This is a genomic window from Pseudomonas sp. PDM04 (assembly GCF_014851765.1).
Classification (GTDB): Bacteria; Pseudomonadota; Gammaproteobacteria; order Pseudomonadales; family Pseudomonadaceae; genus Aquipseudomonas.
In genome coordinates this window covers 148,326-159,862 of sequence record NZ_JACVAI010000009.1, presented here as the reverse complement: position 1 = coordinate 159,862, position 11,537 = coordinate 148,326, and the positions used below count along the sequence as shown (strand labels likewise).

At 61.2% G+C, this 11,537-nt stretch carries 10 protein-coding genes; 8 read left to right on the top strand and 2 right to left on the bottom strand.

Going from position 1 to position 11,537, the window contains the following annotated elements; translation table 11 throughout:
* The first annotated feature begins 89 nt into the window (after positions 1-89).
* The 6 genes from IB249_RS28780 (at position 90) to IB249_RS28755 (ending at position 7,145) form a co-directional block, all read left to right on the top strand.
* Positions 90-1,487: an OprD family porin gene (locus IB249_RS28780; protein WP_192309603.1), complete on the top strand. Its 1,398-nt coding sequence runs from the start codon at positions 90-92 to the stop codon at positions 1,485-1,487.
* Positions 1,488-1,567: 80 nt separating this feature from the next.
* Positions 1,568-3,163 (top strand): ABC transporter substrate-binding protein, encoded by a 1,596-nt coding sequence (locus IB249_RS28775; RefSeq protein ID WP_192309601.1) that lies wholly within the window; start codon positions 1,568-1,570, stop codon positions 3,161-3,163.
* Between the two features lie 74 nt (positions 3,164-3,237).
* Positions 3,238-4,248: an ABC transporter permease subunit gene (locus IB249_RS28770; protein ID WP_192309599.1), complete on the top strand. Its 1,011-nt coding sequence runs from the start codon at positions 3,238-3,240 to the stop codon at positions 4,246-4,248.
* A gap of 11 nt (positions 4,249-4,259) precedes the next feature.
* Positions 4,260-5,186 carry an ABC transporter permease subunit gene (locus IB249_RS28765; protein ID WP_192309596.1) on the top strand — a complete coding sequence of 309 codons (927 nt, stop codon included), beginning with the start codon at positions 4,260-4,262 and terminating at the stop codon, positions 5,184-5,186.
* Positions 5,187-5,196: 10 nt separating this feature from the next.
* Positions 5,197-6,165, top strand: coding sequence for an ABC transporter ATP-binding protein (locus tag IB249_RS28760; RefSeq protein ID WP_192309594.1), 969 nt, complete (start codon positions 5,197-5,199; stop codon positions 6,163-6,165).
* Complete coding sequence (locus IB249_RS28755; RefSeq protein WP_192309592.1) at positions 6,165-7,145, top strand: peptide ABC transporter ATP-binding protein; 981 nt, start codon at positions 6,165-6,167, stop codon at positions 7,143-7,145. The genes IB249_RS28760 and IB249_RS28755 overlap by 1 nt, the downstream gene beginning before the upstream one ends.
* Positions 7,146-7,265: 120 nt before the next feature.
* On the opposite strand, the gene IB249_RS28750 is transcribed toward IB249_RS28755, so the two are convergent.
* Together IB249_RS28750 and IB249_RS28745 are read right to left on the bottom strand one after the other, a co-directional pair.
* A complete protein-coding gene (locus IB249_RS28750) occupies positions 7,266-7,520 on the bottom strand; it encodes a hypothetical protein (RefSeq protein ID WP_192309590.1) in 255 nt (84 codons plus the stop codon).
* A 325-nt stretch (positions 7,521-7,845) separates the two neighbouring features.
* Positions 7,846-9,429 carry a peptide chain release factor 3 gene (locus IB249_RS28745; RefSeq protein ID WP_192309588.1) on the bottom strand — a complete coding sequence of 528 codons (1,584 nt, stop codon included), beginning with the start codon at positions 9,427-9,429 and terminating at the stop codon, positions 7,846-7,848.
* Positions 9,430-9,900: 471 nt separating this feature from the next.
* Between IB249_RS28745 and IB249_RS28740 the strand changes: the two genes are divergently transcribed.
* Together IB249_RS28740 and IB249_RS28735 are read left to right on the top strand one after the other, a co-directional pair.
* Complete coding sequence (locus tag IB249_RS28740; RefSeq protein WP_192309586.1) at positions 9,901-10,617, top strand: ABC transporter permease; 717 nt, start codon at positions 9,901-9,903, stop codon at positions 10,615-10,617.
* A gap of 20 nt (positions 10,618-10,637) precedes the next feature.
* Positions 10,638-11,531: a glycine betaine ABC transporter substrate-binding protein gene (locus IB249_RS28735; protein ID WP_192309584.1), complete on the top strand. Its 894-nt coding sequence runs from the start codon at positions 10,638-10,640 to the stop codon at positions 11,529-11,531.
* Positions 11,532-11,537 lie beyond the last annotated feature (6 nt).

The following is an 11,537-nucleotide window of genomic DNA, read 5'->3' as shown; positions in this document are numbered from 1 at the left end:
ACGTTTGCCTTGCGTGAATGAGTTCCAACAAATAGCCGGACCACCAAAAAAACCGGCATTAAAAAAAAAGAAAGTAAGGAGCTTCACCCATGAAACTGAGCAGCACCGCGATATTGGCCCTGGCCATCAGCAGCATCACCGCCACGGCTTACGCGGAAACCCAGAGCCAGGCGTTCACCCCGGTCACCGTGAAAGACAAGAGTGCACAAAGCGAAGCGACCGGCTTCATCGACGGTCAGTCCCTGAGCGGCACGACCCGCAACTGGTACTCCAACGAAGACCTGCAGCGCGGTGGCCGTTATGGCTACGAGCGCCACGGTGAGGAATTGGAAGGCTCGCGCCGGATCAATTGGGTCCAGGGCACCATCCTCAACTACAGCTCGGGCTTCACCCAGGGCACCGTGGGTTTCAGCACCGAAGTGGCGGCGTACAACGCCATTGCGCTGGATCGCAGCCGCGAAGACATCAAGGGTGGTTCCAACCGTACCCTGGCCCACTCCAACGGCGACGCGGTCGACCAGTGGAGCAAACTCGGCCTGGCCAACGTCAAGGCACGCTTGTCCAACAGCACCCTGACCGTCGGTCGCCAGAGCTACAGCAGCCCGCAAGTGGACACCATCGGCAACCGTGCGCTGCCATCGAGCTTCCAGGGCGCCAGCCTGAAAATCGGCGAGCTGGACAACCTGGCTTTCGATTTCGCGACCTTTGACCGCGTGTCCCCGCGTATGGAGCAGAGCCAGCAGAAATTCCGTTCCGAATACGGCAACCGCAGCGTGGAGTCCGATCACATCTACACTGGCGGCATCACCTACAATCCGTTGGCCAGCCTGACCACCAGCCTCTGGGCGACCCAGGCCAAGGACTTCTGGAACCAGTACTACTTCGGCGCCAGCCACGTGCTGGGTGACAGCCAGGTGCTGAGCCTGACCACCGGCCTGAACTACTACAAAACCCAGGACGAAGGTAAAAAGCTGCTCGGCGACATCGACAACGACACCTACTCGCTGTCGTTCGGCCTGACTCACCAGGCCCACAGCCTGACCTTCTCGTATCAGGAAGTGAACGGTAACGAGTACTTCGACTACCTGCACGAAACCAACGGCATCTACCTGGCCAACTCCCTGCTGTCGGACTTCAACGGCCCGAACGAAAAATCGTTCCAGATCGCCTACGGCCTGAACATGGCTGAATACGGCGTGCCAGGCCTGAAATTCAACCTCTACCAGGCGCGCGGCTGGGGCATCGACGGCACTCACTACAACGGCAATGGCGGCGTAGAAGGCAAAGGCTACGATGGTATTCAGAAACAGGACGGTGAACACCATTACGAATATGGCATCGGCGCCTCCTACGCGGTACAAAGCGGCCCGCTGAAAGCCACTGCCATCCGCGCCACCTACACCACCCACCGCGCCAGTGAGCAACAATCCGATGGCAGCATCAACGAGTTCCGCCTCGTGACCACCATCCCGTTCAACATTTTGTAATGCACCCGGCCGAACGGCTGATTCAGCGATGAATCGGCCGTTCGGCTTTTGTCCTCTTAACCGATTGCAGAGGGTTCTTGATGAAAATGCTTCCCCTACGTGCGGCCATCGCGGCCGCCTTGCTGAGTGTTGCGGTTGGCGCAGCGGCCAAGCCCCTGGTGGTTTGCACCGAGGCCAGTCCGGAAGGCTTCGACATGGTTCAATACACGACTGCAGTCACAGCCGACGCGGTGGCCGAAACCATTTTCAATCGCCTGGCAGACTTCAAGCCCGGCACTACGGATGTCGTGCCGGCACTGGCCGAGTCCTGGGACATCAGCGAAGACGGCCTGACCTACACGTTCCACCTGCGCAAGGGCGTCAAGTTTCACACCACCGATTACTTCAAGCCGACCCGCGACATGAACGCCGACGATGTGGTCTGGAGCTTCCAGCGTCAGCTGGACCCGAAGCACCCGTGGCACGACAAGTCGAGCGTGGGCTTTCCCTACTTTGAAAGCATGGGCTTCAAGGAGCTGCTGAAAAGCGTCGAGAAAGTTGACGACAACACGGTCAAATTCACCCTGACCCGCCGGGAAGCGCCGTTCCTGGCCGACATCGCCATGGCGTTCTCCTCGATCTACCCTGCCGAGTACGCCGACCAGCTGCTCAAGGCCGGCAAGACCGGCGACCTGAACAGCAAACCGATCGGCACCGGGCCGTTCATCTTCCAGCGCTACAACAAGGACGCCCAGGTTCGCTTCAAGGCCAACCCGGAGTACTTCCGTGGCAAGGCCCCGGCTGACTCGCTGATCCTGGCGATCGCCATCGACAACAACGTGCGCCTGCAGAAGCTCAAGGCCAACGAATGCCAGATCGCCCTGTATCCCAAGCCCGATGACATTCCGAGCATCAAGAACGATCCGAAGCTGAAAGTCGATGAACTCAACGCGATGACCGTTGCCTACATCGCCATGAACACGTCGCACAAATACTTGAGCGACGTGCGCGTGCGCAAAGCCATCGACATAGCGTTCGACAAGGAAGCGGCAGTCAACGCGCTGTTTGGCAAGGGCAATGCCACCGTCGCGGTCAACCCGTACCCCGACACCCTGCTAGGCTACAACCACACGCTGAAAAACCCGACCCGCGACCTCGACAAGGCCCGTGCCCTGCTCAAGGAAGCCGGCGTACCGGAAGGCACCACCTTCACCCTGTTCACCCGCAACGGTGGCGGTCCGACCAACCCCAACCCGATGCTCGGCGCGCAGATGATGCAGGCTGACCTGGCCAAGGTCGGGATCAAGATCGACATTCGCGTGATGGAATGGGGCGAAATGCTCAAGCGCGCGAAAAACGGTGAGCACGACCTGGTTTCCGCCGGATGGGCGGGCGATAACGGCGACCCGGATAACTTCCTCACGCCTCTTCTGAGTTGCGAGGCGGCCAAAAACGGCGAAAACTACGCCCGCTGGTGTAACGACAAGTTTCAAACCCTGCTTGATCAGGCCCGGGCGAAAACCGACCCGGCCGAACGTGCAGCCTTGTATGAACAGGCCCAGGTTCTTTTTAACCAGGATCAGCCATGGATCAGCATGGCGCACACTAGAATGTTCACCGCAATGCGCAACAACGTAGAGGGCTATCACATTAGCCCCCTCACCACGAATAACTTCGCCACCACCCAGGTGAAGTAAATAAGAAAACTCCCGGTGTCCCTGACCCCAGGGACACCAGGCACGCCTAACCGGCTGATGAGGTACACCACACGATGTTTAGTTTTATTGCCCGCCGACTGGGGTTACTGATCCCCACGTTCTTCGGCATCACGTTGCTGACTTTCGCGTTGATACGCATGATCCCTGGCGATCCGGTGGAAGTCATGATGGGAGAACGTCGGGTCGACCCCGAAATGCACGCTCAGGCAATGGAACGCCTAGGTCTGAACAAACCGCTCTACGCCCAGTACCTGGACTACATCGGTAAACTGGCCCACGGCGACCTGGGAGAATCCCTGCGTACCCGTGAAAGCGTATGGACCGAGTTCACCTCCCTCTTCCCCGCGACCCTGGAGCTGTCCATGGCCGCGCTGTTGTTCGCCGGCATCCTGGGCCTGCTGGCCGGGGTCATCGCGGCACTCAAGCGAGGATCGCTGTTCGACCACGGGGTGATGGGCATCTCCCTGACGGGGTACTCGATGCCGATCTTCTGGTGGGGCCTGATCCTGATCATGTTCTTCTCGGTGTCCCTGGGCTGGACCCCGGTTTCCGGACGGATCGACCTGTTGTACGACATCGAGCCGCGCACCGGCTTCATGCTCATCGACACGCTGCTGGCCGATGAGCCCGGTGCGTTTGCCGACGCCCTGCATCACCTGATCCTGCCAGCCATCGTGCTCGGCACCATCCCGCTGGCGGTGATCGCGCGGATGACCCGTTCGTCGATGCTCGAAGTGCTGCGCGAGGACTACATCCGTACCGCCCGCGCCAAAGGCCTGTCGCCCGCTCGCGTGGTGTTCGTGCACGGCCTGCGCAACGCGCTGATTCCGGTCCTGACGGTGGTCGGCCTGCAAGTCGGCACCCTGCTGGCCGGTGCGGTCCTGACCGAAACCATCTTTTCCTGGCCGGGCATCGGCAAATGGCTGATCGAAGCCATCGGCGCCCGTGACTATCCGGTCGTGCAAAACGGCATCCTGTTAATCGCCTGCCTGGTGATTCTGGTCAACTTCGTGGTGGACATCCTCTACGGCTTTGCCAACCCACGCATCCGTCATCAGCGCTGAGGACATCATTCATGAGCACTCCAACTTCCTCAGTAGCCACCGCTGCCTCCGCGGCGGATCAAAGCCTGCTGTACCCCTCGCCCTACAAGGAATTCTGGCAAGCGTTCGCCCGGAACAAAGGCGCTGTCGCCGGCCTGCTGTTCATGCTGTTGGTGATCTTCTGCGCGATCTTCGCGCCGTGGGTGGCCCCGCATAACCCGAGCGAGCAATACCGTGACTTCCTGCTGACCCCTCCGGCCTGGCTCGAAGGCGGGCAGATGCAATTCCTGCTCGGCACCGACGAACTGGGACGCGACTTGCTGTCACGGCTGATCCAGGGTTCGCGCCTGTCGTTGCTGATCGGTCTGTCGTCGGTGGTGATGTCGCTGATTCCGGGCATCCTGCTCGGTCTGTTCGCCGGTTTCTTCCCGAAAATGCTCGGCCCGACCATCATGCGCCTGATGGACATCATGCTGGCCCTGCCGTCGCTGCTGCTGGCGGTGGCGATCGTCGCCATCCTCGGCCCAGGCCTGATCAACACCGTGATCGCCATCGCCGTGGTGTCGCTGCCGTCCTACGTTCGCCTGACCCGCGCCGCTGTCATGGGCGAGCTGAACCGCGACTACGTGACGGCTGCACGCCTGGCCGGTGCCGGCCTGCCACGCCTGATGTTCATCACCGTGCTGCCCAACTGCATGGCGCCGCTGATCGTTCAGGCCACCCTGAGTTTCTCCTCGGCGATTCTCGATGCCGCCGCCCTGGGCTTCCTCGGCCTTGGCGTACAGCCGCCAACCCCGGAGTGGGGCACCATGCTGGCTTCGGCCCGCGACTACATCGAACGCGCCTGGTGGGTGGTGAGCCTGCCGGGCTTGACCATTTTGCTCAGCGTGCTGGCAATCAACTTGATGGGCGACGGCCTGCGCGATGCGCTGGACCCGAAACTCAAGAACGCCGCCTGAGGAGATTCCCATGTCACTGCTAGAAATCAAGAATCTCAACGTCCGCTTCGGCGACAAGAACGCCACACCCGTGGTCGACGGCCTCGACCTCAAGGTGGACAAGGGCGAAGTCCTGGCCATCGTTGGCGAGTCCGGCTCCGGCAAGTCCGTAACTATGATGGCGCTGATGGGTCTGATCGAGCACCCGGGGATCGTCACCGCCGATTCCCTGAGTTTCGACGGCCAGAACATGCTCAAGCTCAGCAACCGCCAGCGCCGGCAGATCGTCGGCAAGGACCTGGCGATGGTGTTCCAGGACCCGATGACCGCACTGAACCCGAGCTACACCGTCGGTTTCCAGATCGAAGAAGTCCTGCGCCTGCACCTGAAAATGTCCGGCAAGGCGGCGCGCAAGCGTGCCATCGAACTGCTGGAAAAGGTTGAAATCCCGGGCGCCGCCAGCCGTATGGACGCCTACCCGCACCAGTTGTCCGGCGGCATGAGCCAGCGTGTCGCAATCGCCATGGCGATTGCCGGCGAACCGAAACTGCTGATCGCCGACGAACCGACCACCGCCCTCGACGTCACGATTCAGGCGCAGATCATGGAGCTGCTGCTGGCGTTGCAGAAAGAGCAGAACATGGGCCTGGTGCTGATCACCCACGACCTCGCGGTCGTGGCCGAAACCGCCCAGCGCGTGTGCGTGATGTACGCCGGCCAGGCCGTTGAAGTCGGCCAGGTGCCGCAACTGTTCGACATTCCTGCGCACCCGTACAGCGAAGCACTGCTCAAGGCGATTCCGGAGCACAGCCTCGGGGCGTCACGCCTGTCGACGCTGCCGGGCATCGTTCCCGGTCGTTACGACCGTCCGCAGGGCTGCCTGCTGTCGCCGCGCTGCCCGTACGTGCAGGACAACTGCCGTGCGCAACGTCCAGGCCTTGATCCGAAAAGCCACAGCCTCGCCCGCTGCTTCTACCCGCTGAACCAGGAGGTGGCGTAATGGCCGTCGTACTTACCGCCCGCGACCTCACCCGTCACTACGAAGTGTCCCGTGGCCTGTTCAAGGGCCACGCCACCGTGCGCGCCCTGAACGGCGTATCGTTCGAACTGGAAGCCGGCAAGACCCTGGCCGTCGTCGGTGAATCCGGTTGCGGCAAATCCACCCTGGCCCGCGCCCTGACGCTGATCGAAGAGCCGTCCTCGGGGTCCCTGAAAATCGCCGGTCAGGAAGTGGCCGGTGCCGACAAGGCCCAGCGCAAGCAATTGCGCAAAGACGTGCAGATGGTGTTTCAGAGCCCGTACGCCTCGCTCAACCCACGCCAGAAGATCGGTGATCAACTGGCCGAGCCACTGCTGATCAACACCAGCCTGAGCGCCGCCGAACGTCGCGAGAAAGTCCAGGCGATGATGAAGCAGGTTGGCTTGCGTCCCGAGCACTACCAGCGTTATCCGCACATGTTCTCCGGCGGTCAGCGCCAGCGGATCGCCCTGGCCCGTGCGATGATGCTGCAGCCCAAGGTGCTGGTGGCGGACGAACCGACCTCGGCGCTGGACGTATCGATCCAGGCACAGGTGCTGAACCTGTTCATGGACATGCAGCAGGAATTCAACACCGGCTACGTGTTCATCTCGCACAACCTGGCCGTGGTGCAACACGTGGCCGATGATGTGATGGTGATGTACCTCGGTCGCCCGGTGGAAATCGGTCCGAAGCACGACATCTATGCCCGTCCGCTGCACCCCTACACCCAGGCACTGCTGTCGGCGACACCGACCATCCACCCGGATCCGGCCAAGCCGAAAATCAAGATCGTCGGCGAGCTGCCCAACCCGCTGAACCCGCCGCCGGGCTGCGCCTTCCACAAGCGCTGCCCTTACGCGACCGAGCGCTGCAGCACTGAAGAGCCGCTGCTGCGTCCACTGGACAGCCGTCAGGTGGCTTGCCACTACGCGGAGCAGTTCCTGGACGGCGCCGCGTAAAAAAGACCTGTGGGAGCGAGCCTGCTCGCGATGGCGTCAAATCAGTCAACATCATCGTTGCCCGATAGACCTCCATCGCGAGCAGGCTCGCTCCCACAAGGTTGCGTCGATTCCCGCAGTTTACGTCTGACTATCATCCTCATCCGCGTCATCAGCACCCGGATCGTCCATCGAATCATCGTCCCCCGAACTGCCACCCTGTCCCTGATCACCCGGCTCCGACTCGGACTTGGCGACCATCAACCCCGCATGCCCCACCTGCCCGCTCGACGCCTGCGTGTCATGGTCCTCGCACTCGGCCCAGGCCATCGACGTCCCGAAGGACAGCATCACCAACACCTTCAACAGCAATAGAATGCGAAACAACCTGTTCATAGCCGATTCCCTCCTGATCAACGAATGCCATCCGGCGCTGAAACCCATCAGTGCCGATCAACTCCGCTCTCCAGATAGGACGCCACTGCATCCAGAAAATGCAAGCAATCGAAAGACCGGTTGTGAATTACCCTTATTCCAATCGTTCCACCGCCCTGTAGGAGCTAGCTTGCTAGCGATGGACGTTAACGATGACGCTGGCAGCCTGACATCCAGCGGCGCACTTCAGACCATCGCGAGCAAGCTCGCTCCTACAGGGACCGTGATAACAATAAAAAACCCCGGCGCTTTGGCGACCGGGGTTTTGGGTGTTTCAGCTCAGCGTTTAGTGATGCTCGCGCGTTGCGCGGAATTTCACGTCTGGCCAGCGCTCTTCCATCAGGGCCAGGTTGACCCGGGTCGGGGCGAGGTAGGTCAGGTGACCGCCGCCGTCGAGTGCCAGGTTTTCCACGGCCTTGTTGGAGAATTCCTCGAGTTTCTTCTTGTCGGCGCATTCGATCCAGCGCGCGGAGTACACGGTGATCGGCTCGTAGGAGCATTCCACCTTGTATTCCTCTTTCAGGCGGCTGGCGACCACGTCGAACTGCAGCACACCCACGGCACCCAGGATGATGTCGTTGCTGCGCTCCGGGAAGAACACCTGGGTCGCGCCTTCTTCGGCCAGTTGCTGCAAGCCCTGGCGCAATTGCTTGGATTTCAGCGGGTCACGCAGGCGCACGCGGCGGAACAGTTCCGGGGCAAAGTGCGGGATGCCTGTGAAACCCAGGGTTTCGCCTTCGCTGAAGGTGTCGCCGATCTGGATCGTGCCGTGGTTGTGCAGGCCGATGATGTCGCCGGCATACGCCTCTTCCAGTTGCTCACGTTCGGAAGAGAAGAAGGTCAGGGCGTCGCCGATGCGCACGTCCTTGCCAGTGCGCACGTGGCGCATCTTCATGCCTTTTTCGTATTTGCCGGAACAGATGCGCATGAAGGCGATACGGTCGCGGTGCTTGGGGTCCATGTTCGCCTGGATCTTGAAGATGAAGCCCGAGAACTTCTCCTCCACCGGCTCCACGGTGCGCTCGTTGGCCACACGCGCCAGCGGGCGCGGCGCCCAGTCCACCACGGCGTCGAGGACGTGATCGACGCCGAAGTTGCCCAGCGCGGTGCCGAAGAACACCGGGGTCATCTGACCGTCGATGAACTCCTGCTGGTTGAATTCGTGGCAGGCACCCTGGACCAGTTCGAGCTGCTCGAGGAAGCGCTCGTACTCGTCCCCCAAGTGCGCGCGCGCCTCGTCGGAGTCGAGTTTCTCGATGATCCGGGTCTCGGTGCGTTCATGACCATGGCCAGGGGTGTAGACAATGATGTAGTCGCCGGCGAGGTGGTAAACGCCTTTGAAATCACGGTAGCAACCGATCGGCCAGGTGATCGGCGCAGCCTTGATCTTGAGGACGGCTTCGATCTCGTCGAGCAGTTCGATCGGGTCGCGGATGTCACGGTCGAGTTTGTTGATGAAGCTGACAATCGGCGTGTCGCGCAGTCGGCAGACGTCCATCAGCGCGATGGTCCGTGGCTCTACACCCTTACCGCCGTCGAGCACCATCAACGCCGAGTCCACCGCCGTCAGGGTGCGATAGGTATCTTCGGAGAAGTCTTCGTGACCCGGGGTGTCGAGCAGGTTGATCATGTGCTCGCGATACGGGAACTGCATGACCGACGTGGTAATCGAGATGCCCCGCTGCTTTTCCATTTCCATCCAGTCGGAAGTGGCATGGCGGTCGGATTTGCGGGATTTCACCGTACCGGCAATCGCAATCGCCTTGCCCATCAGCAAGAGCTTCTCGGTGATGGTGGTTTTACCGGCATCGGGGTGGGAAATAATGGCAAAAGTGCGGCGTTTCGCGACTTCGGCGGCCTGTCTGGTCATGGGAAATCGCCTGGCGGTGATTCAAAAAAGGGCGGCGAGTATAGCGCAAACCGACCGTCCCGAACCACCGCCCGCCGGCCACTTTGCGGTCTTGAAAGGGACGTGAGGCAGGATAAGGGGTGGCTAAATGCTGCCAGCTATGGAACCTTTTAAAAGGTGGAGGCGTCCACTCCCCTGTTACGACACTCGTATCAGGGGCTGAAAAATCAGCAAGTTAGCCTGACGAGGCTGTGCTCATGGCTCGATGTGGCCGTACGCCGTCCCCAGTAGGAGCGAGCTTGCTCGCGATGGTCGTCAACGATAACGCGTGCTTCTGAAAGTACCCGTTGCCTGGACGCCTATCGCGAGCAAACTCGCTCCTGCAGTGGAAAGCGCTCGGCCATCAGCCGCTTCTCGCGAACGCCTGCCCGGCAGCCAGCAATGGCCTGCCAGACGGGACTGCGTTCGCCGACCAAGAAAAGGAGTCCGCCTGTGGCTATTCGCTATGGCAAAGGGCTGACAGGAGGTGCGGTTGCGGTCGCCCTCCTGGCCCTGCTGGTCCACTGGATTGGCATCAACACGATTGAACAGTACCGCGACGATTTATTGTTTTACCTGCAAGCGCATTTGATTCTGGTCCTGGCCTCCATGCTGGCCGCCCTCGTTGTGGGCATCCCCGCCGGGATCTTTCTCAGCCGTCCGTCGATGACCGACCGTGCCGAGCGCTTCATGCAAATCTTCAACATCGGCAACACCGTGCCGCCTCTGGCCGTACTCGCCATCGCCCTGGGCATTCTGGGCATCGGCAGCGGTCCTGCGATCTTCGCCCTGTTCCTCGCCTCGCTGCTGCCCATCGTGCGCAACACCTACGAAGGCTTGAAAAACGTCCAGGGCTCGCTCAAGGAAGCCGCCGTCGGCATCGGCATGACCCCGCGCCAGGTCCTGTGGAAAGTCGAACTGCCGAACGCGGTGCCGATCATCATCGGCGGCGTGCGAGTGGCCCTGGCGATCAACGTCGGGACAGCCCCCCTGGCATTCCTGATCGGCGCCAACAGCCTGGGTAGTCTGATCTTCCCCGGCATCGCCCTGAACAATCAGCCGCAACTGCTGCTCGGCGCCGCCTGCACCGCCCTGCTGGCCCTGCTGCTCGACGGCCTGGTGACATTCGCCAGCCGACTCTGGCTCGAACGCGGCCTGCGCCCGTCTTAAGCCTCGGCAAAGGAATATTCATGAAAATACCAAGCTTGATTCTAGGCGGCCTCCTGCTGCTCGCTGGCTTTGCCCAAGCCGCCGAAAAACCGCTGCTGCGCATCGGCGCCCGGGTGTTCACCGAACAAACCCTGCTGGCGGAAATCACATCGCAATACCTGCGCACCAAGGGCTACGACGTGCAAGTCACCGGTGGCCTGGGCAGTAACCTGGCGCGCAGTGCCCACGAAAGCGGTCAGTTGGACATGCTCTGGGAATACACCGGCGTGTCGTTGGTGGCCTACAACCATGTCACCGAAAAGCTCGACAGCGCACAGTCCTACGCCAGGGTGAAAGAACTCGACGCGAAAAAAGGTCTGGTCTGGCTGAGCCCGTCGAAATTCAGCAACACCTACGCCCTCGCCCTGCCGAAAAAGGTGGCCGACGAGTACCCGCAGATCAACAGCATCAGCGATCTGAACAAGGTGCTGCGCCAGGAAGCCACGACCAACAACCTGGTGGCCCTGGACACCGAGTTCGCCAATCGCTCCGACGGCCTGGCCGGCATGGTCGATCTGTACGGCATGAACCTGACGCGCAAGAACATCCGCCAGATGGACGCCGGCCTGGTCTACACCGCGTTGCGCAACGGTCAGGTGTTCGCCGGACTGGTCTACACCACCGACGGCCGCCTGAACGCCTTCAAACTCAAACTGCTCGAAGACGACAAGCATTACTTCCCCGATTACACCGCCGCGCCGGTGGTGCGCCAGGCCTTCCTCGATGCCCATCCGCAACTGGCCGAGCAGTTGAAGCCCCTGGCCGAACTGTTCGACGACGAAACCATGCGCCAGCTCAACGCGCGGGTGGATGTCGATCACCAAAGCCCTTCAGCCGTTGCCGCAGACTTCCTGCGCCAGCATCCCTTGAACTGATAAAGG

What these genes read in the sequence shown, in the direction of transcription:
- IB249_RS28775 (WP_192309601.1), top strand. Translation starts at nt 1,568, where the DNA reads ATGAAAATGCTTCCCCTACGTGCGGCCATCGCGGCCGCCTTGCTGAGT.
- IB249_RS28735 (WP_192309584.1), top strand. Translation starts at nt 10,638, where the DNA reads ATGAAAATACCAAGCTTGATTCTAGGCGGCCTCCTGCTGCTCGCTGGC.
- IB249_RS28750 (WP_192309590.1), bottom strand. Translation starts at nt 7,520, where the DNA reads ATGAACAGGTTGTTTCGCATTCTATTGCTGTTGAAGGTGTTGGTGATG.
- IB249_RS28765 (WP_192309596.1), top strand. Translation starts at nt 4,260, where the DNA reads ATGAGCACTCCAACTTCCTCAGTAGCCACCGCTGCCTCCGCGGCGGAT.
- IB249_RS28755 (WP_192309592.1), top strand. Translation starts at nt 6,165, where the DNA reads ATGGCCGTCGTACTTACCGCCCGCGACCTCACCCGTCACTACGAAGTG.
- IB249_RS28780 (WP_192309603.1), top strand. Translation starts at nt 90, where the DNA reads ATGAAACTGAGCAGCACCGCGATATTGGCCCTGGCCATCAGCAGCATC.
- IB249_RS28745 (WP_192309588.1), bottom strand. Translation starts at nt 9,429, where the DNA reads ATGACCAGACAGGCCGCCGAAGTCGCGAAACGCCGCACTTTTGCCATT.
- IB249_RS28770 (WP_192309599.1), top strand. Translation starts at nt 3,238, where the DNA reads ATGTTTAGTTTTATTGCCCGCCGACTGGGGTTACTGATCCCCACGTTC.
- IB249_RS28760 (WP_192309594.1), top strand. Translation starts at nt 5,197, where the DNA reads ATGTCACTGCTAGAAATCAAGAATCTCAACGTCCGCTTCGGCGACAAG.